Below are 26,806 nucleotides of genomic sequence, written 5' to 3'. Positions count from 1 at the left end.
TTCGGGCCCTCGTTCTCACTGAGTAGCGGGGACAGGATTTGAACCTGCGACCTCTGGGTTATGAGCCCAGCGAGCTACCGAGCTGCTCCACCCCGCGTCGATGACGTAACAGTATCACGACGCGGGGTGGAGAAACCTCAGGTCAGCCGCCCGCCGGTGGCTTGACCCTCGCTCCGGCGTCCGCGACCCGCTGGAGGGCCGCCCGGAGGTCGGCCTGGGCCTTGCCGTACGCGGTCCAGTCGCCCTTGCGCAGGGCGGCCTCGCCCTCGTCGTACGCCTTCTGCGCCTCGGCGATCGCCTGCTTCAGCGCGTCGCCGTCCGAAGCCGGCGGCGGCGTGGTGCCCGGCGGCTGCGGCGTCGGCTGCGACGGCGCCTCCACCCCGAAGACCGCGTTGAGCCCCTTGGTGAGGTTGTCCTCGAACACCGTGGTGTCCTTGGTCGTGTCGCCCTCCGGCTGGTCCGCGTCCACGTACGAGACCGCGACCTTCTTCAGGAGCGGGTAGAGCGCGTTCCGCCCCTGGGCGTACACCGGCTCCACGTACAGGAACCCGCCGTCCAGCGGCACGGTCAGCAGGTTGCCGTACTGGATGTCCGAGTCGGCGCCCTTCATGTCCCGGACGAACTGGGCCACGGACGGCAGACCGTTGAGCTTGCTCTGCACCTGGGCGGGACCGGGCACGTCCTGGGTGACCCGGAGCAGTCTCAGCCGGCCGTACTCCTTGCTGGTGGCGTCGGCGTCGACCGCCATAAAGCCGCCCAGGTTGGGCCGGCCGTTCGGCGTGAACGTCGTCGTCAGCGAGAAGCGCTGCGCCTCGTCCCCGGGCATCCTCATGCTCAGGTAGTACGGCGGGACCGCGTTGCCGTTCCTGGTGGTCGGGTCGTCCGGCACCTGCCAGGCGTCCGAGCCGCTGTAGAACTGCGCGGGGTCGGTGACGTGGTAGCGGGTCAGCAGCTCGCGCTGGACCTTGAACATGTCCTGCGGGTAGCGCAGGTGCTCCAGGAGGTCGCCCTTGATCTCGGACTTCGGCTTCACCGTGCCCGGGAACGCCTTCATCCAGGTCTTCAGGACCGGGTCCCGGGTGTCCCACTCGTAGAGGGTCACCGTGCCGTCGTAGGCGTCGACGGTGGCCTTCACCGAGTTGCGGATGTAGTTGACCTGGTTCTGCTGGGCGACGACCGCGCGCTGCCGGTTGCCGACGGTCAGGGAGTCCGCCGTGGTGTCGCCGAGCGTGGTGCGCGAGGCGTACGGGTAGCCGTTGGTCGTCGTGTACGCGTCGACGATCCACTGGATCCGGCCGCCGACGACCGCCGGGTAGGCGTCGCCGTCGATGGTCAGCCAGGGCGCGACCGCCTCGACGCGCTGCTTGGGCGTGCGGTTGTAGAGGACGCGCGAGCCGTCGCCGATGGCCCCGGAGTAGAGGATCTGCGGCTCGCTGAAGGCCACCGCGTACGCCGCGCGGTTGAAGGTGCTGGAGAGGCTGACGCCGCTCTTCTCCTTGTAGCTGGTGGTCTTCTCGCCGTTCTCCTCGTAGTCCAGCTCCTTCTGGGGGCCGCCCACGATCGAGTACTGGTCGGTCTTCTCGCCGTAGTAGATCCGCTGCTCGTACTTCGGCAGCGTGCCGGTGGTCGGCAGGCCGGACTCGGTGAAGACCGGGGAGCCGTTGGCGTCCGTCTGGGTGCCCGTGGCCATGATCGCGCCGTAGCCGTGGGTGTAGGTGAAGTGGTCGTTGATCCAGTTCCGCTTCGGGATGCCCTTGATGTTGAGCTCGCGGAGACCGATGACGGTGTCCTTGCCCTGGTAGCGGTCCACGTCCAGGGTCGTCGGGAACTGGTAGTACTTCCGCTTCTGCTCCAGCTGCTGGAACGTGGGCGAGACGATGTTCGGGTCGAGGAGCCGGTAGCTGGCCGCCGAATCGGCGTCCGTCCGCAGCCGGTCCTTGGCCTTGACCGTCGACTTGCCCGAGTAGTTCTCGGGCTTCGTCCCGTCGATCGCGTACGCCTTGCGGGTCGCGTCGATGTTCTTCTGGATGTACTCGGCTTCCTTGGCCTGCTCGTTCGGCTGGACCTGGAACTTCTGCACGATGGCCGGGTACAGGCCGCCGATCAGGACCGCCGACAGCACCATCAGGCCGAAGCCGATCACCGGGAGCTGCCAGGTGCGGCGCCAGAGCGTCGCGAAGAACAGCACGGCGCAGATCGCGGCGATGCAGAAGAGGATGGTCTTCGCCGGCAGGTACGCGTTGGCGTCGACGTACCGCAGGCCCGTCCAGTTGCCGGTGGCCTTGAAGTCACTGGACTTCACGGCCAGGCCGTAGCGGTCGAGCCAGTACGCCACGGCCTTCAGCGACACGAAGACGCCGAGCAGCACCGAGAGGTGGCCCGTGGCGGCGGCCGTGGCGCGGGCGCCCGGACTGGTGACCCGCAGTCCGCCGTACAGGTAGTGCGTGAGCGCGGCGGCGATCAGCGACAGGACCGCGGCGGCGAAGCCGAACGCGAGGAGGAAGCGGTACCAGGGCAGGTCGAAGGCGTAGAACGAGACGTCGAGGCCGAACTGGGGGTCCTTCTGGCCGAACGACACCCCGTTGACCCACATCAGCCAGGTGCGCCACTGGCCGGAGGCGGAGGCGCCGGCGATCAGGCCCACCAGGGCGGCGACCGCGAGCAGCACCCACTTCCTGAACGGCGCCAGGCCCATCCGGTACCGGTCGAGGCTCTGCTGCTCCAGCGACATCGCGCTCAGCGGCGGCCGCAGCCGGTGCGCCAGCCAGATGTTGAAGCCGACGGCGAGGGCCATGAGGAGGCCGAAGACCGCGAAGAGGCCGATCTTGGTCCAGAGGGTGGTGGTGAACACGGACGAGTACTCGACCGAGCGGTACCAGAGCCAGTCCGTCCAGAACCCGGCGAACATCACGAACGCCATGGCCAGAACGGCCAGCACCCCGAGTGTCATGAGCAGGGTACGGGCCCGCCGGGACGGCCGGCCGACTCTCATCCTTGGCCCTGACGGGCCTCCGCCGCGGTCCGGCATCTGGAAAGCCAACGTGCGCCCCTCGATGTTGATGCGTCTCGGTGTCGACGCGTGCTGGTGACGCGCCGGAAAACAGGCCCCGCGATCCTAGGGCCCACTGGTGCAACTTACTGAGGCTTTACCTAGTTCCCGTCTTCGGGGGCGGAGGAGGCAGGATATTGGTCATGTCCAACGTTTCCCCCTCCGGCCCGGCGATGGCCGCGAGCCCCCTCACCCGCGCGGTGCTCGAGATCGACGCGTACGCGTCGGGTCTCGGCTGGGACCAGCCCGCCCGCCTGTTCGCCCTGGTCGACACCGCCCGGCTGCGCGCCCAGGAGCCCAAGCTCGCCTCCCAGCTCGGCCTGGGCGACGACACCGCTTCCTACACCCCGATCGAGCAGGACAAGGTGCCGCGCGGGAAGCCGCTCGACGACTTCCTCGGCACGATCGCCTGGCCCGGCGCCGTGGTCGGCTGCGCCATGACGGTGGAGCGGCTCATGCTGCCGCCGTCGGCGGAGGCCCAAGTGCCGCAGGGCCTGAACGAGAAGCAGCTCGCCAAGTGGGTCGCCGCGCACCCGGACCGCCAGGAGGTCCGGATGACCGTGGCGGTGCTGCGGAGCGGGGCGCGCGAGGCCGCGATCCGGCTGCGCGAGAAGGACACGGCGACCGAGGTGCTGACCGGCCCGGACCTGGTGCCGGGGCTCGCCGAGGCCCTGGCGGCGACCTTCGAGGACTGAGGCCCCGGCGGACGGGAGGAGGGACGCCCGGCCGGGTGCCCCTCCTCCCGTGTCCGGGGGCGTCCTCCGCGTACGTCCTCCGTGTCCGTACGGGTCCCGTGTACGGGTCCCGGCCCCGCGGGCCGGTCTCCGTCGGGCGCGCGGGGCGGCCCTTCCGCCGGTCAGCCCTTCTTCGCGCAGCTCGGCAGGGACGCCGTGTCGCCCTCGCGGAGCTTCCGCAGCGACTTCGTGGCGTCGGCGATGGTGTCCACCCTGACGAGGGTGAGGCCCTCGGGCGTGTCGGCGGCGGCCGCCGCGCAGTTGTCGGCCGGGGTGAGGAAGTACTCGGCGCCCGCCTCGCGCGCGCCGACCAGCTTCATCCCGATGCCGCCGATCGGGCCGACCTCGCCCTTGTCGTCGATGGTGCCGGTGCCGGCGACGAACCGGCCGCCGGTGAGGCTCTCCGGGGTGAGCTTGTCGATGATGCCGAGCGCGAACATCAGACCGGCGCTGGGACCGCCGATGTCCGCCAGGTTGACGTCGATCGTGAACGGGAAGACGTGGTCGGTCCCGGCCCGGATGCCGACGACGGCCCGGCCGCCCTCCTCGGAGGCGGTGGTCGTGACGACCACCTTCCGGGTGACGGTCGGCTCCTTGTGCGCCTTCTCGGCGTCGGCCGCCTCCTTGGCGGGAACGATCGTGAACTCGACCTTCTGGCCGGGCTTGCGCTTCGTCACCTGCTCGGCGACGTCGCTCTGCTCGGCGATCGGCACGCCGTCGACGGCCTTGATGACGTCCCCCGCGTGCAGCCTGCCCTCGGCCGGGGCGCCCTTGACCACCGAGCCGACGACGACCCGGGAGACCACGGGGATGCCCAGCTCCTTGAGGGCGGCGGTCTTGGCGCTCTCCTGGGACTGGCTGAACTCCTCGGCGTTCTCCTGGCTGGACTGCTCCTCGGTCTTCCCGTCCGGGTAGAGCGTGTCGTGCGGCACCACCACGTTGTCGTGGGCGAGCCACCCGTAGACGGCCTCGAAGGCGTTCATCCGGTAGTTCGCGCCGGTGACGCGGACCGTCGTCATGTTCAGGTGCCCGTCGGTCGGGTAGGTCGTGCGGCCGGAAATCCGCAGGACCGGCTTCCCCCTGGCCTCGCCGAGGGTGTTGACCGTGGGCCCCGGGCTCATCTCCGCGTACGGCACCGGGATCAGGACGCCCGCGATGAGCAGGCAGATCAGGACCAGGGTGGAGGCGAGCATCGTCGCGGTGCGGCGTGGCATGGAACGACAGTACGGGACTCGCCTGTGAGCACACCCGTGGGGCGGGGCCGTACGAGGCCCGGGGCCCTACGGGGTCCGGGCCTCGCGGGGCCGGGGTCGCGAGAGTCGCGGAAGGGCCTTGCGGAACCGGTTTCCCACGGGGGCCGGGGGCCCGGACGCCGTACGGGCGTGGCCCGCTTCGAACGGGGACCGCGTCAGCCGGACGACGACGTGGTGACGGCGGTGGCCGCCGCGGCCGGTTCGCGCTCGTGGGGGACGGAACCGTGAGAAGCGGAATCCTGGGGGACGGGATCGTGGAGGGCCGGGCCGGGGGAGGCGGAGTCGTGGGGAGCGTGGGCGCGTTCCATCGCGTCCCTGAAGCGGGCGTAGCCGGCGAGTTCGGCCACGTCGCCCATGGTCTTGTCCCTCGAAGCCCAGCTTCCCCATATCGCCGCGCCGACGACTGCGAAAAGCGGAATCAGCAACCAGGCCAGCGCTGCCATTCCGACCTCCCATCCCCAGTGAGTTGATCAGCAGACTGTTTCATCCGTGTCGTCAACGCTCGCGTCCGGGGGGCGGTTACGCAAATCGGGCGGTCGGCTACGGCTCGTCGGCGCGCCGCCTTGCCTCCCGTCCTCCCTAGCAGGCGCCCACCCACTCCTCGGTTCCGTCCGAGAAGGTCTGGTGCTTCCAAATGGGTACTTCGTGCTTGAGGTCGTCGATCAGCCGGCGGCAGGCGTCGAACGCCTCCGCGCGGTGGGGGCAGGAGACGGCCACGACCACCGCGACGTCACCCACGCGCAGGTCACCCACCCGGTGGACGGCGGCCAGGGCGCGGACCGGGTGGTTCGCGACGACCTTCTCGGCGACGCGGCGCAGCTCCGCCCCGGCCGTGGGGTGGCAGGAGTAGCCCAGCGCGTCGACGTCCGCGCCGCCGTCGTGGTTGCGCACGGTGCCGACGAAGAGCGTCGTGCCGCCGGAGGCGTCGTCCCCGACGGCCCGGAGGACCTCGTCGACGGAGAGCGGGGTCTCCCGGATCGCGAGGAGCTTGATGGGATCGTCCGCGGCCCGTTCGCCGGGATGGTCAGACCTCAGTGCCATGCCCCCATCGTGCCGTACGCCGCCGACAACCCGGAAGGACGGTTCCGACCGATGGACGGGACCGTCCTTGGAGGGTCCTCCAGTCCGCAGGGCCCCGGCCGGTGCGGGACCCGCGCGGGTCAGATCCCGCGCCGCTTCCGCATCTGCCGTACGAGCGCCGCCGTACCCAGCAGCGCCACCGTCGCGCCGGCCGCGCCGGCCGCCGTCGCGTCCTTGCGGCCCAGGCGGCGGCCGGCGACCGTGTGACGGCCCTCGACCTCCTCCAGGAGCGCGGCGAGGACCTCCTCGTTCGTCCACTTCGGCCGCCAGCCCGCGTCGTGCAGGCGTCCGACGCTCACCACCCAGGGGTGCATGGTGTAGGCGAGGTCGCCCGCCGGGGACGGGGTGAGGCCGATCCGGTGGAGACGGGCCGCCGTGCCGAGGGCGACGGCGGAGGGCAGCTCCATGCGCCGGATTCCGGAGAGCGCCTCGACCTCCTCCTGCTCCAGCCAGCCCTCGCAGCCGACCGCGAACTCGCCCTCGACCTTCTCCAGGGCCGCGTACTCCAGGGCGCTCACCAGGTCCTCGACGTGGCAGAACTGCCAGGTGGGCCGGGAACCGGCGACGACGAGCAGCCGGGGCGACTCGAAGTAGCGGGTGAGCGCCGTGTCCGTGCCGCCGACGAGGACGGCCGGGCGGACGACGGTGACGTGGAGTCCGGGGTGCGCGCGGGGCGCCCGGCGGCCGAGGCGCTCGATCTCCAGCAGGTCGCCGACGCCGGTGGCCTCCGCCGTGGCCTTCAGCTCGGCGTCCTCGGAGAGCGGGATGTCGTTGTCGGGCAGAGCGCCGTAGACCATGGCGGAGGTGCAGAGCACCACCCGGTGGACCCCGGCCGCCGCGGCGGCGGTCAGGACGGTCTGCGTGCCGCGCACGTTGTAGGCCGTCCGGGCGGCGGGATCGGTCTCCAGGTCGAGGTCGACGGCGAGGTGCACGACGACGTCGGCGCCGCGCAGCTTCTCCGCGATGGCCGGATCGCGCACGTCGAGGATGTGCCACCGCGCCTCGGGGACCTCGCCCCGGCGCTCGTCGATGGCGACGACCCGCCCGACCTCCTCGGAGGCGGCGAGGCGTCTGGTCAGCAGGTCGCCGACGCCGGAGGCCGCGCCGGTGACCGCGACGACGGGGCCGCGCGCGGCGGACCGGGACGAGTGGTTTCGCGCTCCGCGAACCTGTGGATCTGGGGAACTCACCGGGCGTCTCCAGCGGTTGTCTTCAGTACGTACGCCGCACGGCGTACGGACCAGGTGGCGTCCATCCTGCCGCAGGGCACGCCCCGGCGGAGCACCGAGCCCGTTTCCGGCCCGGATGTCTACGCTGGTGGTGTGCGGGGCCCGCCTGTCGGGCCCTGGTCGGGCAGTCGCCGTCGGCAGGAGGCCGGCGGCCCTACGAGCCGAGGAAACCTGTGAGTGACACCCCATTCGGATTCGGCCTTCCGCCGGAGGAGCCGGAGGACGGCGACGAGGGCAAGAAGAAGGACCCCGCCGGAGGTGGCCAGGGGTCCGGTGGCCAGGGCGGCAACCCGTTCGGTGCCGACCCCTTCGGCTTCGGGGCGCTGCCCGGCATGGGCGGACCGGGAGGCGCGGGCGGTGCGGACAATCCGTTCGCGGCGATGTTCGGCTCGCTGAACCCCAACGACCTGGGCGCGGCCTTCCAGCAGCTCGGACAGATGCTGAGCTACGAGGGCGGTCCCGTGAACTGGGACATGGCCAAGCAGATCGCACGCCAGGTGGTGGCCCAGGGCACCGCCGACGGCACCAAGGACGCCAGCGTGGGCCCGGCCGAGCGGTCCGCGGTCCAGGAGGCCCTGCGCCTGGCCGACCTCTGGCTGGACCAGGTCACCTCGCTGCCCTCCGGTGCGGGCACCGCCGTGGCGTGGAGCCGCGCGGAGTGGGTCGAGGCGACGCTGCCCGCGTGGCAGCAGCTCGTGGACCCGGTCGCGGAGCGGGTCGGCGCGGCGATGGGCGACGTCCTGCCGGAGGAGATGCAGGCCATGGCGGGTCCGCTGATCGGCATGATGCGCTCCATGGGCGGCGCCATGTTCGGCCAGCAGATCGGGCAGGCCGTGGGCGCGCTCGCCGGCGAGGTGGTCGGTTCGACCGACGTCGGCCTGCCGCTGGGTCCGGCCGGACGCGCCGCGCTGCTGCCGCTGAACATCGAGACGTTCGGCAAGGACCTGGGCGTGCCCCTGGACGAGGTGCGGCTGTACCTGGCCCTGCGCGAGGCGGCGCACCAGCGTCTCTTCGCGCACGTGCCGTGGCTGCGCGCCCACCTGTTCGGCGCGGTCGAGGGGTACGCGCGCGGGATCAAGGTCGACACCTCGAAGCTGGAGGAGGCGGTGGGCCGGCTCGACCCGACGCACCCCGAGGAGCTTCAGGAGGCGCTCCAGCAGGGCATGTTCCAGCCGGAGGACACCCCGGAGCAGAAGGCGGCCCTGGCCCGTCTGGAGACGGCGCTCGCGCTGGTCGAGGGCTGGGTGGACGCGGTGGTCCACGAGGCCGCCAAGTCCCGTCTGACCTCGGCGGACGCGCTGCGTGAGACGCTGCGCCGGCGCCGGGCCTCGGGCGGTCCCGCCGAGCAGACCTTCGCGACGCTGATCGGTCTGGAGCTGCGGCCCCGGCGGCTGCGGGACGCGGCGCGCCTGTGGGCCTCGCTCACCGACGCGCGCGGGGTGGACGGCCGGGACGGGCTGTGGGAGCACCCGGACATGCTGCCGACGGCGACCGACCTGGACGATCCGGACGGCTTCGTGCACCGCGAGCACCTGGACTTCTCCGAGCTGGACAAGATGCTGGGCGAGGCGGCTGCGGGCGGTTCCGGTTCCGGTGAGAAGCGTGACGGCGCCCCCGGCGGGACGGACGAGGACGGATCCGGCAAGGACGGCTCCGGCGAGGGCGACGGCGACCGGTGAGCCTGCACGACGACGCGGTCCTCGTACTGAAGGGGTACGGGGGCCGGGGGGACGCGGACCAGGAGCGGCTGCGCCAGGTCTACCTGGACCATCTGGACGCGCATCCGGACGGCATGTACAAGGCGTGCGGGGCCGGGCACCTGACCTCCAGCGCGCTGGTGGTCGATCCCGCGCGGGAGCGGGTGCTGCTGACCCTCCACAAGAAGCTGGGCCTGTGGCTCCAGATGGGTGGCCACTGCGAGCCGGACGACCCGACGGTCGAGGCGGCCGCGCTGCGGGAGGCGGCGGAGGAGTCCGGGATCGCGGGACTGACCCTGCTGCCGGGCGGCCCGGTACGGCTCGACCGGCACCCGATCCCGCCGCCCTGCCACTGGCACCTGGACGTGCAGTACGCGGCCCTCGCCCCGGCCGGCGCGGTGGAGCGGATCAGCGAGGAGTCCCTCGATCTGCGCTGGTACGCCTACGAGGAGGTGGCGGACGTGGCCGACACGTCGGTGGTCCGCCTTCTGGAGGGCACGCTGGCACGGCTGTGACGGGCACGACGGAGGGGTGGGGGACGCCGATGGCGTCCCCCACCCCTCCGTCACACACGCCCTAGCTCCAGGCGTTGTTCTGGTTCTGGCCGCGGGCGCCGTGCTGTCCGGCCCCGAACTGGGCGGCGACGCCCTGGCCGATGGCCGCGTGTTGCGGGGGCATGACCTCGCTGGGCTGGACGAGGGCGAAGCCCTGTCCGAGGAAGCTGAGCTCCCAGCCCTCGCCGGTGTCGCCGCGCCGGCGGCGGACGCTGGAGTTGTGCGTCTGCGCCTGCATCTGGACGCGGAGGCCGGTGGACCAGGCGACGATCGCGTCCGCGTCGGCACTGACGTACTTGTCCGGCGTGACCCGCATCATCAGCGGCTGGCCCGAGGTCATCAGGGCGACCTTGCCGCGGCCGGAGATGTTGAGCTGGTACTTGCCGGAGCCGGAGACGCCGTACTGGCTGTCGACGGCGATGACCTCGGTGTGGAGGGTCGAGTCGAGCGCCAGGACGTAGGCGCTGTCGACGGTGAGGCCCTCCTGCTCGACCTCCACGACGTGGACGTGCTGGGCGAGGTTGGCGAAGTAGACCGTGCCCTGCCCGGAGCAGCGCATCAGGTCGAGCCCCTCACCGGTGCGGGCGCGGGCCCGGCGCTGGTTGGCGGTCTGGTACTCGCCGTCGAAGTCGATCAGTCCCTGGTACGCGACCATGGCGCCCTTGCGGGCCAGGACGTCGTCCTGGCCGTTCAGGCTGACCCGCAGGAGCTGCGGGTTCTGGACGACGTAGCGCTCCTGGCTCTGCTGTTCGGCGTGGTTGAAAAGCGGGCTCTGCATGGTGTGTTCTCGCTCCCCCTCAGCCCCGGGCCCGCAGGCGGTCGGTGCTGTCCTCGCTCGGTTGTACGACGACGATGCCCTGGCCCGAGAAGGCCATCTGGTACGCCTCGCCGCTGCCCCGTCCGATGAGGGAGGACGCCTTGAAGCTGCGCTTGCCCTTGACCTTGAGCGAGGGCGACCAGGCGACGAGGGCGTCGGGATCGACGTAGGTCTCGTCCTCGCCGCGGCCGCAGTCGACGACGATCGGCGTGCCGCGCGAGGTCAGCGCGACCCAGCCGGTGCCGGAGACCGTCACGTTGAACAGCCCCTGCCCGGCGAACTTGGCGAGCCCCTTGACCCGCTCGACACCCCACTGGAGGTGGGCGTCGAAGGCGAGGAGATTGGTGCCGTTGACCGACAGGGAGTCGTTGTTCAGGTTGATCACGACGACGTCGGCGCCGTAGTCGGCGAGGTAGAGCAGTCCGTCGCCGGCGCACTTCATGATCGGCGTGCCTTCGCCGGTGATCCACTGCTGCGCGTACTGGCGGACGGCCGGCGGGTTGGGCTCGTAGGTGATGAAGCCCTCGTAGGCGACCATCGAGCCGGTCCGGGCGTAGAGGTCCTGACCGGTCGCCATGGCGACCTTGAGCATGGCGCGGCCGTGGTTCTCCATCCGGGCCGCGACGGGGGTCGGGGCGTAGCCCGCGAGTTGCTGGTTCATGGCTTCGGGCTCCCTCAGACCTCGTAGGGCTGGACGACGACGAAGTTGCCGGGGGCGCCCCGGAACTGGAGGTTCACGGTCTCCCCGCTGTGGCCGGGGTAGGCGTTGCGGCGGAGCCGCACCTGGCTGGAGAGGACCACCTGGGAGGCGGACGACCAGGCGACGACGGCGTTGCAGTCGGCGAAGGTGGTCGGCGTGACGGGCAGCACCACGGGGATGCCGCGGGTCTTCACGACGACGGTGCCGCTGCCCTGGAACTGCATGGTGAAGAGGGCACCGCCGGGGATGCCGTGGCCCTCGATGCGGCGGACCTCGTACTGCAGGGACTCGTCGAACGCGAGGACGTTCTCGGCGGAGACGCAGATGCCGTCGCCCTGGAGCTCGATCGGGTGCAGGTGGGCGCTCTCCTCTGCGAGGAAGACCTGGCCGCGGCCGGTGCAGCGCATCAGCTGCATCTCCTGGCCGGTGGCGTTGCCGACGATCCGGCCGGCGAAACCCGCGCCCTTGTAGCCGAAGTCGACCTTGCCCTGGTACATGACCATGGAGCCCTGCCGGGCCAGGACGGGCGTGCCGCCCATGGCGAGGTCGACCCGCATGAGCTGCTGGTTCTGCGGGGTCCACCGGGCGCCGGTGGCGGTCTCCTTGTACGGCGCGAGCGCGGCGGCGAGTCCGGCGCCACCGGTGGGGACGCCCTGCGGGACGCCGCCGGGCTGCTGCCCGTACGCGGGGGGCTGCTGTCCGTACGGGGGCGGTGTCTGGCCCTGCCCGTACGGGGGCGGTGTCTGGCCGTACGGGGGCGGCCCGCCGTGGCCGGGGTACGGGTGACCCGGGGGCGGGCCGGGCACCTGGCCGTACTGGGGCGGCTGGGGCGGCTGTCCGTACGGCGCGGGGGCCGGGGCGGGCGGCGGCACCGGGGCCGGGGCCAGGGGCGCGACCATCGTGGGCGCCGTGTGGACCGGGGGCGCGGGCGGGGCGGGGGCGGGCGACGGCGGAGCGCCGAACGCGGGAGCCGGCACCGGGGCCGGAGCGGGCGGGGGAGCCGGTGCCGCGGGAGCGGCGAAGGCCGGGGGCGCCGCGGCCTGCGGCGGCGGGGCGAAGCCGGGGGCGGGCGCCTGCTGCGGGGCGGGCTCCTCCTCGGCGACCTCGCCGCCGAAGTTCCGCAGGAGGGCCTCAAGGCCCCCGTCGAATCCCTGGCCGACGGCGGCGAACCGCCAGACGTCCTTGAGGTAGAAGTCGCCGAGCATCACCGCGCGCTCGGTGGAGAACTCCGCTCCGGTGAACGCGTACCGGGCGACCTCCTCGCCGCCCGCCACGATCCGCAGATGGCCGGGGCCGACCTGGGACATCTGGCCCGCGCCGTCGATCGTCGCGGTGAAGGACAGCTTGTGGATGTGCGCGGGGACGCGGTCGAGGGTGACGCGGAAGGACTCGGTGTCGCCGGCCTGGGCGCCGAGGAGCTGGATGGACTCCTCGGGCGACTTCGGCTGGTTGAAGAACACGAAGTAGCGGTCGTCCGACAGCCGCTCGTCGGCGTCGAGCCCGAAGCAGCTGATGTCGAAAGTCAGTCCGGGCGCCGAGATCTGCACGCCCACGTACAGATCCGTCCCCGCGGTCAGATCACTGATCTTGGCCTTGTGGCCGCGTTGGAATTCCCTGGCCATGCGTAACGACCGTCCCCCATCCCGAATGGCGAATGCTCGCGCCAGGCTAACCGCTGTGTACGACATCGAGACACGCCGAACGGTTTTCGGTACGAAATCGGGAAACCCGCGCACCGGCGCGTGGCGGCTCCGTCACTCCTCGCGAGGGGCCGAAGGACGCGGAAGCCGCTCGGCGTCGGCCACGCCCTCCAGATAGCCGCGCGCCCGCTCGGTGCGGGGGTACGCCTCCAGAAGCCGCCAGAAGGCGGGGCCGTGTCCGGCGACGAGCAGATGGGCCAGCTCGTGCAGGAGGACGTAGTCGACGACGTGCTCGGGCATGCCCTGGAGCCGGTGGGACAGGCGGATGCTGCCCTCGGCGGGGGTGCAGGAGCCCCAGCGGGAGTTCTGGTTGGTCACCCAGCGGACCGAACGGGGACGGGCCCGGCCACCGAGGTACTGGTCGGACAGGCGCAGCGCCCGCTCGGTGAGCTCGCGGTCGCCCGGGACGGGCCTGCTCTCCTTCGCGGCCAGTCTGGCCAGCATGATCCCGACCCAGCGCCGTTCCTCCGCCTCCGTCATGCGGGCGGGGATGAGCACGACGGTCCGGTCGCCCTCGCGGTGGGCGGAGACGGACTTCCTCCGCCGCGCGCTCCTGCGGACCTCGACCGCGCCCCCTCCCCCGTCCCCGGGCGGTTCGTCGGTCACGCGGGGCTGGGGATCGGCGGGCATGCCCCGACGTTACCCGCCGACGGCGGTGGAAGTCCCGCCGGTGGGGTGGTTTCGGGAACGCCCGGTTCACCCTGCTCCGCATTCGAATGACTAATAGCCCGGACCTGTGGACAACTTTCGGCGGCTGTCGCGGGGCCGGGGCATTCTCGTCACGGGACGACGGAAAAGCCGTTGTCGATCATGAATGCGGTTCGGGGAACCTTCACTCCCTGGACCCGGATCACCGGTCACCGGCCGCTGATCACCGCATGGGGACGGACGGGGGCGGGAAAATGCATCCGATGGTGAAACCGGCGCTGCGGAGGGCCTGGCGGAGTCTCCGCTGCGTCCAGTTCGGCGTGACCCCCGCGCACGCGGTGGTGCTCGATCCGGTCGATCCGGCGACCGGCTCGCTGCTCGGACTGCTCGACGGCACCCGGGGGATCGAACTGCTGCGGTCCGAGGCGAGGGCACTCGGCCTGCCGGACGGCCGCCTGGAGGCGCTCCTCGGCCGGCTGGAGGCGGCCGGGCTCCTCACGGACGCCACGACCGGGCGGCCCGGGAGGACGGGGCCGGCCGCCGGGGCCGTGGACACGGCCCTCGATCCGCTCCGCGCCGACCTGGCCTCGCTGTCCGTGGTCCACCCCGAACCGGACCGGGCGGCGCGCACCCTCGCGGCCCGGCGCGCCCTGCGCGTCCGGGTCCAGGGCGCCGGACGGGTGGGGGCGACGGTGGCGGCCCTGCTCGCCTCGGCGGGTGTGGGCGTGGTCGAGGTGCTGGACTCGGGCCGGGTCGAGCCCTGGGAGACGGCCCCGGGCGGCCTTCCCGCCGAAGCCGCCGGAGAGCGCCGGGCGACCGCGGCCCGGCGCCTGGTCGGCCTCTGGTCGCGGGGCGCGGTCCGCGAGGGCCGGAAGGGCGACCGGGGCGGCGCCGGGCTCTCCCTCGTCGTGGTGGCGCCGAGGGACGGCCTCGGCGCGTACGTCCCCGATCCGCTCCCGGCCGCGCCGTGGGTCTCCACCGGCACCCCCCACCTGTACGCCGGAGTCGTCGAGGCGACGGGGACGGTCGGACCGCTCGTGCTGCCGGGCGGCACGGCCTGCGCCCGGTGCCTCCAGGAGGAACGGACGGACCGGGAGCCGGTCCGGCCTCGGCTGCTCGCCCAGTGGCGCTCGGGCGCCCCGCATCCGCTGCCGGCCTGCGACGTCGGACTGGCCGCGGCGGTGGCGGGGCTGGCCGCCGCACACGCCCTCGCCTTTCTGGACGGGGACCTGCCGGCGAGCACGGGCACCCGCTGGGAGACGTCGCTGCCGTTCCTGGAGTGGCGGGCGGAGCCGCTGAGACCCCATCCGGCCTGCCCCTGCGGGGCCGCGCGCGGAGGGAAGGGGGAGCGCGTCTCGGCGGCCGGAGGGGCGCACGACACAATGGCGGGGTAACGGCCCTGCGCGGCACGACAGTCTGGGTTTTGGAGGGGCGCATGTCTGATCTTCCCCGGAAGGCGGTCACCCGGACCGCCAAGTTGGCCGCGTTGCCCCTGGGCTTCGCGGGCCGGGCCACCTGGGGCCTGGGCAAACGGCTCGGCGGCAGATCCGCGGAACTCGTCGCGCGCGAGCTCCAGCAGCGCACGGCGGAGCAGCTGTTCAAGGTGTTGGGCGAGTTGAAGGGAGGGGCCATGAAGTTCGGCCAGGCCCTGTCCGTCTTCGAGTCGGCCCTCCCCGAGGAGGTCGCCGGTCCCTACCGGGCCGCGCTGACGAAGCTCCAGGACGCCGCGCCGCCGATGCCGACGCGAACGGTGCACACGGTCCTGGAGGAGCGGCTGGGCGCCGACTGGCGCGAGCTGTTCCTGGAGTTCGAGGACAAGCCGTCGGCGGCGGCCTCCATCGGGCAGGTGCACCGGGCCGTGTGGCACGACGGACGCGAGGTCGCGGTGAAGGTGCAGTACCCGGGAGCCGGGGACGCCCTGCTCTCGGACCTGGCCCAACTGAGCCGGTTCGCCCGCCTGTTGGGACCGCTGATCCCCGGCATGGACATCAAACCGCTGATCGCCGAGATGCGGGACCGGGTCTCCGAGGAGCTGGACTACGGCCTGGAGGCGGCGGCCCAGCAGAAGCACGCGGAGGAGTTCGCGGACGACCCGGACGTGGTGGTGCCGGCGGTGGTGCACCGGTCGGACCAGGTCCTGGTGACCGAGTGGATGGAGGGCGTCCCCCTCGCGGAGGTGATCACGGACGGCACGGAGGCGCAGCGGAACCGGGCGGGCCAGCTCCTCGCCCGCTTCCTCTTCTCCGGACCGGCACGCACCGGTCTGCTCCACGCCGATCCGCACCCGGGGAACTTCCGGCTGCTGCCCGGCGCCGACGGGGACCCGGCGGAATGGCGGCTCGGCGTCCTCGACTTCGGCACCGTGGACCGGCTGCCGGGCGGGCTGCCGGAGACCATCGGCGTCTGCCTGCGGACGGCTCTCGACGGTGACGCCGAGAGGGTCTACGCGCTGCTGCGGGAGGAGGGGTTCGTCAAGGAGTCCGTCTCCCTCGACCCGGACGCGGTCCTGGAGTACCTGCTGCCGATCATCGAACCGGCCGAGGCGGACTCCTTCGTCTTCACCCGTGGCTGGATGCGCGCCCAGGCCGCCCGGATCGCCGATCCCCGCTCCCCCGCCCACCAGTTGGGCAAGCAGTTGAACCTGCCCCCCGCGTACCTGCTGATACACCGGGTGACGCTGAGCACCATCGGGGTCCTCTGCCAGCTCAACGCGACGGTCGGACTGCGGGACGAGCTGGAGGAGTGGCTGCCGGGCTTCACACCGCGGCGACCGGACCTGGACCCGGCCGGGGAATAGGCCCCGCACCGGAACGCCCCGCGCCGGGGCCGGTCTTCTGAGTGCGGCCGGTCCCCCCGGCACGGGCGGAACGGCGTGGCGGCGGCCGGGTCACCACCAGGAGGAGTCGAGCCGGGCCTCGATCGCGCGGAGGTGGGCCCGGGCGCAGTCCTCGCAGAAGTACACCCGCCGGCCGTTCTCCACCGAGCAGGTCCAGGTCAGCGGCGGGGCGTCGGCGGTCGTTCCGCAGCGCGCACAGGCGAGGGGCTCTTCCGGGGGCAGGGGCTCTTCCGGGGTCCGGGCGTCGTCCACCCCTCCGACGATAGCCCGGCGGGGACGGGACCGTCCCGGACAACGCCCCGCAGGGGCCGGTCCGTGAGGACCGGCCCCCGCGAGGGCGCCTTCAGGGGCGCGAGCCCGTCCGTTCCGGGCGGGCGGCGCCGTCAGTGCATGACGGCCATGGCCAGCGCGCGCCGGGCGCGCAGCGAGACGCGCTCGGCTCGGCGCTGCATGCGCCGGGCGGCGACCAGGCGCAGGGCCTGGCGTTCCGCGTCGACCTCGCGCCGTCGCTCGTTCATATGCGCACGGGCCAGGGCTTCTGGGATGAGTTGCATTTCACGGGTCCTGTTCTGACGCGCGGTGGGCGCGGCGGCGGGGGAGAAAGCCGGGGTCGCGGAGCCTGCGGGCTCGCTGGTGGACGAGGTCATCGGGGCCTGCTTCTGGGGATCGTGCGTGAGGGGGCGGTCGATGGTTCCGAGGGCGCTCATGCCGCGACCGGGTTCTTGCGCGGACGGCCACGCGGCCGCTTGCGGGCGACGACCACGCCCTGGACGAAGAGCTCACCGCCCCAGACGCCCCACGGCTCGCGCCGCTCCTTGGCGCCGGCGAGGCAGGCCGCCACGAGCGGGCAGGTCCGGCAGAGGGACTTGGCGTACTCGACGTCGGCCGGGGACTCGGCGAAGAAGACCTCCGGGTCGTAGGCGCGACAGGGGACGGGGACGCCGAGGTTCTCGATGGCGTCGTCGAGCGCGGTGAGCGTGGTGAGGGGGGTCAAAGCGGGGTCCTCCGTGAGGCCGGGCCGGGAGATCGATGCGGAAGGCGGTACGGACGGGGCGTGCGCTTCGAGTTGCACGGTGTTCTTTCCTCGTCTGGTCGTTCCGGCCTGTTGGCCGGGGTTTCGGCTGGTACCGGGTGGTTCTGTCCCGAGGCACCTTCTCCCCGCCGTCCCGGACGGGGACGGGGTCGTCCCCGTTCGGGGACAAACAGAAGGGCCGCGGATCCCGGGTGGGGTTCCGCGGCCCTGAAGGCGCCTGCCTGATCATGGATCAGGCTGGATCGCTCCAGGGTTCGAGCCCACGGAAGGCCCACATCGTGTGGTGCTGCGTCTGCTGCTGAATGCCGGCACCGGTCGCCGCGAAGCCATAGGCGTTCGCCTTGGCTGCCGCTCCTGCTTCCCGTGCCCTGGTCGGTCGCTCGTCGCGCAGGTCCACCACGGGCCGCAGTTCCACGGCGGGCATGCCGAGGAAGGAGAGGCCGGCGAAGGGCAGACCGGTGCCGGTGAACGCCGAGGCGGAGAGGCCGAGCGTGCAGGCGGAGACGACCGAGCGATCGGTCATTTTGGCGGTGCTGACGAAGCTGGCGGTGCTGGTCTGGGTGGTGTAGCTGATCACTGGAATCGCCTCCTCTCGGCGTCTCGGAGGGCTCGGGTGCGAGCCGGACCCTCATGTTTATTTGGACAAGTACAGCACGAAGACAGGGCTTCGAAGAAGCCTCCGTTTCCGTGGTTAAGAACCTATGGGGCTTGACGGGGCGGGCGCAAACTATTTTCGCGACGAGTTTCCCTCATGCCTCCCCGCCCTCCGTCCCCCTCTCCCCACCTGCGCAGATGGCCAGGACATCGGCTCCGAAGCGGCCCAGCTTGCGGACGCCGACACCGGAGATCGAGGCGAGTTCCCCGTCCGTGGTGGGGACCCGCTCGGCGATCGCCATCAGGGTCTTCTCGGTGAACACGCAGTAGTCGGGCTGCCCCAGCTCCCTCGCGCGCTCGGCGCGCCAGTCGTGCAGCCGCTCGTACAGACCCTCGTCCATGTCCGAGGGGCACTCCTCGCAGCGCATCAGCTTCATCGCGCCCGCCTCGGTGAGGGTCGTGCCGCAGACCCGGCAGCGGACGGGGCCGCGCGGCCCGCGCCGGCGGGTGGCGGCGCCCCGCTCGACGGAGCCCGGGGCGCCGCCGGGGGCCGCGCCCGCGCGGGAGCCCGATCCGGGCCGCAGCCCCGTGAGGAAGCGGCTGGGGCGCCGGGAGGCCCGGCCGCCCGGGGAGCGGGAGAGCGACCAGGAGAGCGTGAGGTGGACCCGGGCGCGGGTGACGCCCACGTACAGCAGGCGCCGCTCCTCCTCGATCTGCTCGTCGGTCCTGGCGTAGGTGATCGGCATCATGCCCTCGGTGAGGCCGACCAGGAAGACGGCGTCCCATTCGAGGCCCTTGGCCGCGTGCAGCGAGGCGAGGGTGACGCCCTGGACGGTCGGGGCGTGCTGGGCGGCGGCCCGCTCGTCGAGTTCGGCGACCAGGTCGGAGAGGGTCGCCCCGGGCCTGGCGCGGGCGCAGTCCTCCGCGAGCCGGACGAGGGCGGCGAGGGACTCCCAGCGGTCGCGGACGGCGCCGGAGCCGGCGGGCGGCTCGGTGGTCCAGCCCTTGGTGGAGAGGACCGCCCTGACCTGTGCGGGCAGGTCCTCGGCGTCGTCGAGGAGGGAGTCGTTGCCCCCGGCGCGGGCCGCGCCGCGCAGGGCGATGCCCGCCTCCCGCACCTCCTGGCGTTCGAAGAAGCGCTCGGCGCCGCGGAGCTGGTAGGGCACCCCGGCGTCGGCGAGGGCCTGCTCGTAGACCTCGGACTGGGCGTTGATCCGGTAGAGGACGGCGATCTCGCCGGCCGGGACGCCCGAGGCGATGAGGTCGCGGATGCGGCGGGCGGTGCCCTCGGCCTCGGTCGGCTCGTCGGCGTACTCCGCGTAGACGGGCTCGGGGCCCGGGTCGCGCTGGGAGATCAGCTCCAGACGGTGCTCGGCGGCCCGGCCGCGGGCCTGGCCGAGCAGTCCGTTGGCGAGGTGGACGACCTGCGGGGTGGAGCGGTAGTCCCGGACCAGTTTGATCACCGTGGCGCCCGGGTGCCGGGTGCGGAAGTTCAGCAGGTGTTCGGGGGTGGCTCCGGTGAAGGAGTAGATGGTCTGGCTCGCGTCGCCGACCACGCAGAGGTCGTCCCGGTCCCCCAGCCACAGGTCGAGCAGCCGCTGCTGGAGCGGTGAGACGTCCTGGTACTCGTCCACCACGAAGTGCTGGTACTGGCGGCGGATCTGGTCCGCGATGTCGTGCCGGTCCTGGAGGATGCCGACGGTGAGCAGCAGCACGTCCTCGAAGTCGATCACCGAGCGGTCGCGCTTGAGCTGCTCGTACATGGCGTAGATCTGGCCGATCTCGGCCGGGTCGCGGGGGGCGTCCCTCAGGGCCTTGGCGACGACGGCCGGGTAGTCGGCGGGGACGGTCTGGGTGACCTTGGCCCACTCGATCTCACCGGTGACGTCCCGCAGCTCGTTCCGGTCGAGCCGGACGCGGCAGCGGGCCGCGGCCTCGGCGACCAGCTGGACCTTCCGCTCCAGGAGCCGGGGCAGCTCGCCACCGACTGCTTTCGGCCAGAAGAACTGGAGCTGGCGGAGGGCGGCGGAGTGGAAGGTGCGGGCCTGGACGCCGCCCGCGCCGAGCTGGCGGAGCCGGCCGCGCATCTCGCCCGCGGCGCGGTGGGTGAAGGTGACGGCGAGGACGCTCGAGGGCTGGAGCATGCCCGCCCGCACCCCGTACGCGATCCGGTGGGTGAGGGCCCGCGTCTTGCCCGTGCCGGCTCCCGCCAGCACGCACACCGGGCCGTTCAGGGCGAGGGCGACCTCGCGCTGCTCGGGGTCGAGCCCGTCGAGCACCGCGTCGGCCGTCTCCGGGACCGGTGGGAAAAGAGTGGAGTGCGTTGCTGCTGTCACCCCGCCATGCTGCCAGGTCCCGGGAGGCGGGTGCGGAGGGTTGTCCACAGGCGGGGGCGCCGGTCGTACTGATCCGACGACACGTACGGGCGGAGGGCCGGGAATGGTACGGGCGGGGCGCGCGTTCTCCTTCTCGGACCCGCCAGCTATCGAAGCGACACCAGAGGAGCGCCTGGCCATGCAGGGCACTGTGACGATGTACAGCACCACGTGGTGCGGCTACTGCCGTCGGCTGAAGAGCCAGATGGACCGCGAGGGCATCGCGTACACGGAGATCAACATCGAGCAGGACCCGGACTCGGCGGCGTTCGTCGAGAAGGCCAACGGCGGCAACCAGACCGTGCCGACCGTGCTCTTCCCGGACGGTTCGACCCTGACGAACCCGAGCCTCGCGCAGGTCAAGGAGAAGATCGGCGCCTGAGCCCCCGCCACCCTTCGGGGTGACCGGAAAGAGCCCCTGCCGGACCGTGCGTCCGGCAGGGGCTCTCGTCGTGCGCGGGACGGGTCAGACCGCGCCGCCCGGCTTCGGGAGGGGGCTGCCGTACCAGCGTTCGATCAGGCGGGAGGCGATGGAGATCCCGTACGGGGGCAGGATCTCGCCGGACGCGAAGCCGGCGGCCAGGTCCTCGCGGGAGAACCAGCGGGCCTCGTGGATCTCCTCGCCGTCCACGGAGATCTCGGCGGAGGTGGCGCGGGCGAAGAAGCCCAGCATCAGGCTGGACGGGAACGGCCAGGGCTGGCTGGCGACGTACTCGACCGCGCCGACCGTGACGCCGGCCTCCTCGAAGACCTCACGGGCCACCGACTGCTCGATGGACTCGCCCGGCTCGACGAAGCCGGCGAGGGTCGAGAAGCGGCCCTCCGGCCAGTGGACCTGGCGGCCGAGCAGGGCCCGGTCCTCCTCGTCCGTCACGAGCATGATCACCGCCGGGTCGGTGCGCGGGTAGTGCTCGGCGCCGCACGCCTGGCAGCGGCGGATGTGGCCGGCCGCCGCGATGACCGTGCGCTCGCCGCAGCGCGAGCAGAAGCGGTGGAGGCGCTGCCAGTTCTCCAGGGCCACGGCGTGCACCATCAGGGCGGCGTCGCGGTCGGAGAGCAGCAGGCCGGCCTCGCGCAGCCCGGCGGGGCGGGCGGACTGGTCCATGCGGCCGGGCAGGGAGTCCTTCTGGAGCGCGAAGTAGGAGACGCCCTCGGTGTCCGTGCCCAGGAAGTAGCGGTGGGTCTCGGTGACCGGGGCCTCGAACGTCGGGGTCATGACGAGTTCGGTGGTGCCGTCGGGCCGGTCGTCGATCAGCGCCTGTCCGCCGGAGACCACGAAGACCCGGGTCGTGGGGTGGCTCCAGGCCGCCGCCAGCCACGCCTCGTCGAGGCGGTGGTGGGCGGCGCGGTCGATGCCGCTCGGGGCGGTGAGCGGAATCGGGCGGTCCGCCGGCGCGTCCCGCCGGGACGGCGCGTGCTCCGCGGCCGGCGCGTTCTCGGAGACCGGCGCGTTCTTCAAGGTGCTCACAGGTTGCTTCCTACTCCCCCGGTTCGGTGGGTGGGTTCAGCGCTCGGCGGCGTGGAGGGCGGCGGGCAGGTCGCCCCAGAGATGAGCGGTCGTCTCGACGCCCTTCATGAGGAGGTCGAGTTCGACCTTCTCGTTCGGTGCGTGCCAGCCGTCGGACGGGACGGAGATGCCGAGGAACAGGACGGGTGCCTCCAGGACGTCCTGGAGGTCGGCGGCCGGGCCCGAGCCGCCCTCGCGGGTGTAGCGGACCTCGGCGCCGTCGAAGGCCCGGCTCATCGCCCCGGCCACCGCCCGGAGGGCGGGGTGGCCGAGGGGGGTGAGGCAGGGGCGGGTCGGGGCGCCGAAGACGATCCCGTACCGGATGCCGGCCGGGACGAGTCCGGCGAGCCAGTCCCGGACGGCGCGTTCGATCGCGGCCGGGTCCTGTCCTGCGACGAGCCGGAAGGAGAGCTTGAGGTGGGCGGAGGCGGGGACGATCGTCTTGCCGCCGGGACCCTGGTAGCCGCCGCCGATGCCGTTGACCTCGGCGGTGGGGCGGGCCCAGACCCGCTCCAGGGTGGAGAAGCCGGCCTCGCCGAGGGTGCCGTGGGACCTGGCCGTGCGCAGCCAGGCCGCCTCGTCGAAGGGCAGCTCGGCGACGAGGGCGCGCTCGGTGTCGGTGAGTTCGGTCACCCCGTCGTAGAAGCCGGGGATCGCCACGCGTTCGTCGGCGTCGTGGAGGGCGGCGACGATCCGGCCGGCGACGGTGGCCGGGTTCGGCACGGCGCCGCCGAAGGAGCCGGAGTGGATGTCCTGGTCGGGCCCGTACAGGTCGATCTCGCAGTCCGCGACCCCGCGCATGCCGGTGCAGACGGTGGGGGTGGTCTCGGACCACATGCCGGTGTCGGAGACGACCACGGCGTCGGCGGCGAGCCGTTCCGCGCGGGTCTCGACCAGCTCGCGGAAGTGCGGGGAGCCGGACTCCTCCTCGCCCTCGATCAGGAGCTTCAGGTTCACGGCGGGGGTCGTGCGGCCGGTGGCGGCGAGGTGGGCGCGGACGCCGAGGGTGTGGAAGAACACCTGGCCCTTGTCGTCGGCGGCCCCCCGCGCGTACATCCGGCCGTCGGCCACGACCGGCTCGAAGGGGTCCGTGTGCCAGCCGTCCTCGCGGGCGGCGGGCTGCACGTCGTGGTGGCCGTAGACGAGGACGGTCGGGGCGTCCGGGTCCCCGGAGGGCCACGCGGCGAAGACGGCGGGGGCGCCGGCCGTCTCCCACACCTCGACCGTGGGGAAGCCGGTCTCCTTCAGGTGGGCGGCGAGCCAGTCGGCGCTGCGCCGCACGTCCCCGGCGTGCTCCGGCTGGGCCGAGACGGAGGGGATGCGCAGCCACTCGGCGAGGTCGTCGAGGAAGGCGGCGCGGTGCCGCTCGATGTACGTGCGTATCGCGTGGACGGCGCTGTCCGGGGTCTCGCTCATGCACACGAGCCTATCCGGCGTCCGGGGGTGCCCCGCCGAGCAGGATCGCCTCCAGTCCGGCGCGGCCGGGGAGCCGGGCGGGCCGGGCGGTCTCGCCCGTCCGCACGTACACGAAGACGGCGTCCACCTCCTCGGGCGCGAGGCCGTGCTGTTCGGCCCAGGCGAGCCGGTAGATCGCGAGCTGGAGCGGGTCGGCGGTGCGCGTGCGGCTGGTCTTCCAGTCGACGATCTCGTACGCGCCGGTGTCCGGGTCCCGGTAGACGGCGTCGATCCGGCCCCGGACGACCCGGCCCGCGAGGGTGAGGTGGACGGGGACCTCGACGCGGTACGGGGTGCGGCGGGCGTACGGGGTGCGGGCGAACGCCTCCTTCAGCTCGTCCAGGTCCCGCTCGTCGAGGATCTCGGGCTCGCCCGCGAAGTCCTCGCCGCCGGGCAGCTCCTCCGGGCCGAGGAAGGGCAGCGGCAGCTCCTCGTAGCGGGACTCCACCCACGCGTGGAAGCGGGTGCCGCGGCGGGCGGCGGGCTGCGGCGGCCTGGGCATGGGCCGGGCCAGGTCGCGCGCGAAACCGTCGGGGTCGGCGGCGAGGCGCAGGACCTGGGAGGCGGAGAGGTACGGGGGCAGCAGGACGTCCCGGGTGGTGGCGCGGGTGCGGCGGAGTTCGGCGGTGAGGGCGGTGAGGTCGCGGTCCCAGGAGGCGATGGTCCTGGCGTCCTCGGGGGTGAGGTCCCGGTCCCCTTCCGGGTCCTCGGGGGCCTCCGGCTCGGGGGCCCTCGGCGCCGGGACCGTGTCCGCGCGGGTGTCCCCGGGGAGGGCCTCCCCGTCCCGTACGGGTTCCTCCCCGTCCGGCCAGGGCTCCTCGTCCCGTACGGGTTCCTCCCCGTCCGGCCAGGGCTCCTCGTCCCGTACGGGTTCCTCCCCGTCCGGCCAGGGCTCCTCGTCCGGCCAGGGCTCCTCCTCGCCCGGCCAGAGGTCCGCCCCGGCCGGGCGGGAGTCCTCGTCGGCCGGGCGGGAGTCCCCGTCGGCCGGGCGGGAGTCCTCGGGGTGCGGCCGGGAGTCCTCGGGGTGCGGGGCCCACAGCCGCGCCCTCACCTGTTCCGCCGCTCTCCTGCGGCGGCCGAGGGACTCCTCGTCCAGGGGCAGGGGCCACGCCTCGTCGCGGTCCGCGTCCGCCAGGACCGGGTTCTCCGCGTCCTCCTCCGGTTCGTCCGCCCATGCCTCGATGTCGCCGTGGCCCGCCGCGCAGTGGTCGTACAGGGCGAGCAGGAAGTCCGAGGGGCCGCGGGGCTTCTTCTGGGACGGGCCCCACCAGTGGCCGGAGCCGAGGAGGAGGGAGCGGGGACGGGTGAAGGTGACGTAGCCCAGGCGCAGTTCCTCGGTGTGCTGGTGGTCGCGCATGGCGGCCTTGAAGGCCGCGAGGGACGTGGCGTCCCAAGCGCCGACCGACGGCAGCGTGGCGGCGTCGCCGCGCAGGGCGTGCGGGAGGACCTGCGGCTGGGAGGTCCAGGACTCGCGCGCGCGGACGCTGGGGAACTGGCCGGTGACCAGGCCGGGGACGGCGACGACGTCCCACTCCAGGCCCTTGGACTTGTGGGCGGTGAGGACCTTGACGGTGTTCTCGCCGCCGGGCAGGGCGCTGTCGAGGCCCTTCTCGAACTGGACGGCCGTGCGCAGGAAGCCGAGGAAGGCGAGGAGGGTCGCCTCGCCGTCGAGGGAGGCGAAGCCGGCGGCGACGTCGAGGAAGTGGCCGAGGGTCTCGCGCCGGCGGGCGGCGAGGGCGTGCGGGGAGGCGGAGAGCTCGACCTCCAGGCCGGTGGTGTTCAGGACCCGGTGCAGCACGTCCATGAGGGGGTCGGCGAGCGAGGTGCGCAGGGAGCGCAGTTCGGCGGCGAGGCGGGCGAAGCGGACCCGGGCCTCGGCGGAGAACGGCAGGCCGTCGTCGGGGGCGCCGCCGGAGTCGAGGAAGGTGTCGAGCGCGTCGGCGAGGGAGATCACCTCGGCCGGGTCGACGCCCTCGACGGCGGCGGCGAGCCGCTGCTCGGGGTCGGGCTCCTCGTTCCCCCGGTGGACCAGGAGGCGGGCGCGGCGGCCGAGGAGGGCGAGGTCGCGGGGGCCGATCCGCCAGCGGGGGCCGGTGAGGAGCCGTACCAGGGAGGCGTTGGCGCCGGGGTCCTGGAGGACTTCGCAGACGGCGACGAGGTCCGCGATCTCGGGCAGGTGGAGGAGGCCGGAGAGGCCGACGACCTCGACGGGCACGTCGCGGGCGACGAGGGCCGCGTGGATCGCGGGGAAGTCGGTGGCGGTGCGGCACAGGACGGCGATCTCGCCGGGCTCGCGGCCGGTGCGGACGAGGTGGGCGAGGGAGTCCGCGAGCCAGTCGATCTCCTCGGCGTGGGTGGGCAGCAGGGCGATCCGTACGCCGCCGTCGTTCTCGGCGCCGGGCGCGGGCCGCAGCGCCTCCACGCCCGCGTGCATCGCGCGCAGGGGGGCGGCGAGGCCGTTGGCGAGGTCGAGGAGGCGGCCGCCGCTGCGCCGGTTCTCGGAGAGCGCGTAACGGTCGGCGGGGCTGCCGTCACGGTGCGGGAAGTGCTCGGGGAAGTCGTCCAGGTTGGCGACGGAGGCGCCGCGCCAGCCGTAGATGGCCTGGCAGGGGTCGCCGACGGCGGTCACGGCGTGCCCGGTGCCCTGGCCGAACAGGCCGGAGAGCAGCAGCCGCTGGGCGACGGAGGTGTCCTGGTACTCGTCGAGGAGGACGACCCGGAACTCGTCGCGCAGGATCGCGCCGACCTCGGGCCGGGTGGTGGCGAGTTCGGCGGAGCGGGCGATCTGGTCGCCGAAGTCGAGCAGGTCGCGGGAGCGCTTGGCGGCGCGGTAGCGGACGACGAGGTCGAGGAGTTCGCGGCGGGCGGTGGCGGCTTCGGGGACCTTGCGCAGCTCGGCGTTGCTCAGCCTGGCGCCGGCGAGGGCGGTGAGCAGCTCGGAGTCGTACGCGCGGAGCCGCTCGGGCGGTACGAGGTGTTCGGCCAGCTCGGCGTCGAGGGCGAGCAGGTCGGTGATGAGGGTCGGGAAGGACCGGGTGAGCGCCGGGTACGGGCCGGGGGCCTCGCGGAGCACGCGGGCGGCGAGCTGGTAGCGGGTGGCGTCGGCGAGGAGCCGGGAGGTGGGCTCCAGGCCGATGCGGAGGCCGTGGTCGGTGAGGAGCTGTCCGGCGAAGGCGTGGTAGGTGGAGATGCGGGGTTCGCCCGGGGGGTTGTCGGGGTCGATCGCGTCCGGGTCGGTGACGCCGGCGCGGACGAGGGCGGTGCGGACGCGTTCGGCGAGTTCGCCGGCGGCCTTGTTGGTGAAGGTGAGGCCGAGGACCTGCTCGGGGGCGACCTGGCCGGTGCCGACGAGCCAGACCACGCGGGCGGCCATCACCGTCGTCTTGCCGGAGCCGGCACCGGCCACGACGACCTGCGGGGCGAGCGGCGCGGTGATGCAGGCCGTCTGCTCCGGGGTGAACGGGATGCCGAGCAGCTCCTTGAGCTCCTCGGGGTCGCTGATGCGTGCGGTCACCGGAAGAGGCTAGCCGGGCCGTCCGACAGCG

The 26,806-nt window shown here is 73.0% G+C and carries 23 protein-coding genes and 1 tRNA gene; 6 read left to right on the top strand and 18 right to left on the bottom strand.

The annotated features are described in order from the left end of the window. Window positions 1-23 precede the first annotated feature (23 nt). Together ACZ6AQ_RS14685 and ACZ6AQ_RS14680 are read right to left on the bottom strand one after the other, a co-directional pair. Window positions 24-97 (bottom strand) — tRNA-Met (locus tag ACZ6AQ_RS14685). Window positions 98-142: 45 nt separating this feature from the next. Beyond that, window positions 143-3,028, bottom strand: coding sequence for a UPF0182 family membrane protein (locus ACZ6AQ_RS14680; RefSeq protein ID WP_468760235.1), 2,886 nt, complete (start codon window positions 3,026-3,028; stop codon window positions 143-145). A 164-nt stretch (window positions 3,029-3,192) separates the two neighbouring features. On the opposite strand from ACZ6AQ_RS14680, the gene ACZ6AQ_RS14675 reads away from it, so the two are divergent. Next, window positions 3,193-3,744: a PPA1309 family protein gene (locus ACZ6AQ_RS14675; RefSeq protein WP_468760143.1), complete on the top strand. Its 552-nt coding sequence runs from the start codon at window positions 3,193-3,195 to the stop codon at window positions 3,742-3,744. Window positions 3,745-3,905: 161 nt separating this feature from the next. Here the strand turns inward: ACZ6AQ_RS14675 and ACZ6AQ_RS14670 are convergent, their stop codons facing one another. The 4 genes from ACZ6AQ_RS14670 to ACZ6AQ_RS14655 form a co-directional block, all read right to left on the bottom strand. Further along, window positions 3,906-4,997: a YlbL family protein gene (locus ACZ6AQ_RS14670; RefSeq protein WP_388698294.1), complete on the bottom strand. Its 1,092-nt coding sequence runs from the start codon at window positions 4,995-4,997 to the stop codon at window positions 3,906-3,908. Window positions 4,998-5,191: 194 nt separating this feature from the next. Further along, window positions 5,192-5,479: a hypothetical protein gene (locus ACZ6AQ_RS14665; RefSeq protein WP_468760238.1), complete on the bottom strand. Its 288-nt coding sequence runs from the start codon at window positions 5,477-5,479 to the stop codon at window positions 5,192-5,194. A gap of 136 nt (window positions 5,480-5,615) precedes the next feature. Next, window positions 5,616-6,077 (bottom strand): molybdenum cofactor biosynthesis protein MoaE, encoded by a 462-nt coding sequence (locus ACZ6AQ_RS14660; protein WP_388698296.1) that lies wholly within the window; start codon window positions 6,075-6,077, stop codon window positions 5,616-5,618. A 119-nt stretch (window positions 6,078-6,196) separates the two neighbouring features. Further along, on the bottom strand, window positions 6,197-7,306 hold the full coding sequence (locus ACZ6AQ_RS14655) for an SDR family oxidoreductase (protein ID WP_468760142.1): 1,110 nt from the start codon (window positions 7,304-7,306) through the stop codon (window positions 6,197-6,199). A 212-nt stretch (window positions 7,307-7,518) separates the two neighbouring features. Between ACZ6AQ_RS14655 and ACZ6AQ_RS14650 the strand changes: the two genes are divergently transcribed. Together ACZ6AQ_RS14650 and ACZ6AQ_RS14645 are read left to right on the top strand one after the other, a co-directional pair. Next, a complete protein-coding gene (locus ACZ6AQ_RS14650; RefSeq protein ID WP_468760141.1) occupies window positions 7,519-9,024 on the top strand; it encodes a zinc-dependent metalloprotease in 1,506 nt (501 codons plus the stop codon). Next, complete coding sequence (locus ACZ6AQ_RS14645) at window positions 9,021-9,557, top strand: NUDIX hydrolase (RefSeq protein WP_468760140.1); 537 nt, start codon at window positions 9,021-9,023, stop codon at window positions 9,555-9,557. Before ACZ6AQ_RS14650 ends, ACZ6AQ_RS14645 begins: the two co-directional genes overlap by 4 nt. Window positions 9,558-9,618: 61 nt before the next feature. Here ACZ6AQ_RS14645 and ACZ6AQ_RS14640 read toward each other — a convergent pair whose 3' ends face one another. From ACZ6AQ_RS14640 to ACZ6AQ_RS14625, 4 genes are all read right to left on the bottom strand, one after another. Further along, the gene (locus tag ACZ6AQ_RS14640) at window positions 9,619-10,374 is read right to left on the bottom strand and encodes an AIM24 family protein (protein WP_468760139.1); all 756 of its coding nucleotides are present in this window, start codon (window positions 10,372-10,374) and stop codon (window positions 9,619-9,621) included. Window positions 10,375-10,393: 19 nt separating this feature from the next. After that, the gene (locus ACZ6AQ_RS14635) at window positions 10,394-11,074 is read right to left on the bottom strand and encodes an AIM24 family protein (protein ID WP_388693601.1); all 681 of its coding nucleotides are present in this window, start codon (window positions 11,072-11,074) and stop codon (window positions 10,394-10,396) included. 14 nt (window positions 11,075-11,088) lie between these two features. Then, entirely contained in the window at window positions 11,089-12,735 is a 1,647-nt protein-coding gene (locus ACZ6AQ_RS14630; RefSeq protein WP_468760138.1) for a TerD family protein, read from the bottom strand. Window positions 12,736-12,867: 132 nt separating this feature from the next. After that, window positions 12,868-13,443 (bottom strand): M48 metallopeptidase family protein, encoded by a 576-nt coding sequence (locus ACZ6AQ_RS14625; protein WP_468760137.1) that lies wholly within the window; start codon window positions 13,441-13,443, stop codon window positions 12,868-12,870. A gap of 272 nt (window positions 13,444-13,715) precedes the next feature. Between ACZ6AQ_RS14625 and ACZ6AQ_RS14620 the strand changes: the two genes are divergently transcribed. Both ACZ6AQ_RS14620 and ACZ6AQ_RS14615 read left to right on the top strand, forming a co-directional pair. After that, a complete protein-coding gene (locus tag ACZ6AQ_RS14620) occupies window positions 13,716-14,855 on the top strand; it encodes a TOMM precursor leader peptide-binding protein (RefSeq protein ID WP_468760136.1) in 1,140 nt (379 codons plus the stop codon). A 41-nt stretch (window positions 14,856-14,896) separates the two neighbouring features. Beyond that, the gene (locus ACZ6AQ_RS14615) at window positions 14,897-16,258 is read left to right on the top strand and encodes an ABC1 kinase family protein (protein ID WP_468760135.1); all 1,362 of its coding nucleotides are present in this window, start codon (window positions 14,897-14,899) and stop codon (window positions 16,256-16,258) included. Between the two features lie 90 nt (window positions 16,259-16,348). On the opposite strand, the gene ACZ6AQ_RS14610 is transcribed toward ACZ6AQ_RS14615, so the two are convergent. The 5 genes from ACZ6AQ_RS14610 to ACZ6AQ_RS14590 form a co-directional block, all read right to left on the bottom strand. After that, window positions 16,349-16,549 (bottom strand): hypothetical protein, encoded by a 201-nt coding sequence (locus tag ACZ6AQ_RS14610; protein WP_468760133.1) that lies wholly within the window; start codon window positions 16,547-16,549, stop codon window positions 16,349-16,351. A gap of 131 nt (window positions 16,550-16,680) precedes the next feature. Beyond that, window positions 16,681-17,004, bottom strand: coding sequence for a hypothetical protein (locus ACZ6AQ_RS14605; protein ID WP_468760132.1), 324 nt, complete (start codon window positions 17,002-17,004; stop codon window positions 16,681-16,683). Next, entirely contained in the window at window positions 17,001-17,369 is a 369-nt protein-coding gene (locus ACZ6AQ_RS14600; protein WP_388693587.1) for a WhiB family transcriptional regulator, read from the bottom strand. The genes ACZ6AQ_RS14605 and ACZ6AQ_RS14600 overlap by 4 nt, the downstream gene beginning before the upstream one ends. A gap of 193 nt (window positions 17,370-17,562) precedes the next feature. Beyond that, entirely contained in the window at window positions 17,563-17,907 is a 345-nt protein-coding gene (locus ACZ6AQ_RS14595; protein ID WP_468760130.1) for a hypothetical protein, read from the bottom strand. Window positions 17,908-18,079: 172 nt separating this feature from the next. Then, complete coding sequence (locus ACZ6AQ_RS14590) at window positions 18,080-20,203, bottom strand: ATP-dependent DNA helicase UvrD2 (protein ID WP_468760234.1); 2,124 nt, start codon at window positions 20,201-20,203, stop codon at window positions 18,080-18,082. A gap of 235 nt (window positions 20,204-20,438) precedes the next feature. Between ACZ6AQ_RS14590 and ACZ6AQ_RS14585 the strand changes: the two genes are divergently transcribed. Further along, window positions 20,439-20,681, top strand: coding sequence for a mycoredoxin (locus ACZ6AQ_RS14585; RefSeq protein ID WP_388693584.1), 243 nt, complete (start codon window positions 20,439-20,441; stop codon window positions 20,679-20,681). A gap of 84 nt (window positions 20,682-20,765) precedes the next feature. Here the strand turns inward: ACZ6AQ_RS14585 and nudC are convergent, their stop codons facing one another. From nudC to ACZ6AQ_RS14570, 3 genes are all read right to left on the bottom strand, one after another. Beyond that, window positions 20,766-21,677, bottom strand: a complete 912-nt coding sequence (gene nudC, locus ACZ6AQ_RS14580; RefSeq protein WP_388693615.1) for an NAD(+) diphosphatase — start codon at window positions 21,675-21,677, stop codon at window positions 20,766-20,768. A 126-nt stretch (window positions 21,678-21,803) separates the two neighbouring features. Continuing rightward, window positions 21,804-23,222 carry a dipeptidase gene (locus ACZ6AQ_RS14575; protein WP_468760129.1) on the bottom strand — a complete coding sequence of 473 codons (1,419 nt, stop codon included), beginning with the start codon at window positions 23,220-23,222 and terminating at the stop codon, window positions 21,804-21,806. Window positions 23,223-23,232: 10 nt separating this feature from the next. Next, window positions 23,233-26,775, bottom strand: coding sequence for an ATP-dependent helicase (locus tag ACZ6AQ_RS14570; protein ID WP_468760127.1), 3,543 nt, complete (start codon window positions 26,773-26,775; stop codon window positions 23,233-23,235). Window positions 26,776-26,806: the final 31 nt, after the last annotated feature.

The organism is Streptomyces sp. NPDC041191 (assembly GCF_055591945.1).
The sequence above is the reverse complement of the archived record's forward strand: the minus strand, read 5'-3'. Positions and strand labels throughout refer to the sequence as shown.

Bases quoted from the DNA above. Each gene is read 5' to 3' on its own strand.
- ACZ6AQ_RS14680 (WP_468760235.1), bottom strand. From the start codon at position 3,028: ATGCCGGACCGCGGCGGAGGCCCGTCAGGGCCAAGGATGAGAGTCGGC.
- ACZ6AQ_RS14675 (WP_468760143.1), top strand. From the start codon at position 3,193: ATGTCCAACGTTTCCCCCTCCGGCCCGGCGATGGCCGCGAGCCCCCTC.
- ACZ6AQ_RS14670 (WP_388698294.1), bottom strand. From the start codon at position 4,997: ATGCCACGCCGCACCGCGACGATGCTCGCCTCCACCCTGGTCCTGATC.
- ACZ6AQ_RS14665 (WP_468760238.1), bottom strand. From the start codon at position 5,479: ATGGCAGCGCTGGCCTGGTTGCTGATTCCGCTTTTCGCAGTCGTCGGC.
- ACZ6AQ_RS14660 (WP_388698296.1), bottom strand. From the start codon at position 6,077: ATGGCACTGAGGTCTGACCATCCCGGCGAACGGGCCGCGGACGATCCC.
- ACZ6AQ_RS14640 (WP_468760139.1), bottom strand. From the start codon at position 10,374: ATGCAGAGCCCGCTTTTCAACCACGCCGAACAGCAGAGCCAGGAGCGC.
- ACZ6AQ_RS14635 (WP_388693601.1), bottom strand. From the start codon at position 11,074: ATGAACCAGCAACTCGCGGGCTACGCCCCGACCCCCGTCGCGGCCCGG.
- ACZ6AQ_RS14630 (WP_468760138.1), bottom strand. From the start codon at position 12,735: ATGGCCAGGGAATTCCAACGCGGCCACAAGGCCAAGATCAGTGATCTG.
- ACZ6AQ_RS14625 (WP_468760137.1), bottom strand. From the start codon at position 13,443: ATGCCCGCCGATCCCCAGCCCCGCGTGACCGACGAACCGCCCGGGGAC.
- ACZ6AQ_RS14620 (WP_468760136.1), top strand. From the start codon at position 13,716: ATGCATCCGATGGTGAAACCGGCGCTGCGGAGGGCCTGGCGGAGTCTC.
- ACZ6AQ_RS14615 (WP_468760135.1), top strand. From the start codon at position 14,897: ATGTCTGATCTTCCCCGGAAGGCGGTCACCCGGACCGCCAAGTTGGCC.
- ACZ6AQ_RS14605 (WP_468760132.1), bottom strand. From the start codon at position 17,004: ATGAGCGCCCTCGGAACCATCGACCGCCCCCTCACGCACGATCCCCAG.
- ACZ6AQ_RS14585 (WP_388693584.1), top strand. From the start codon at position 20,439: ATGCAGGGCACTGTGACGATGTACAGCACCACGTGGTGCGGCTACTGC.
- ACZ6AQ_RS14575 (WP_468760129.1), bottom strand. From the start codon at position 23,222: ATGAGCGAGACCCCGGACAGCGCCGTCCACGCGATACGCACGTACATC.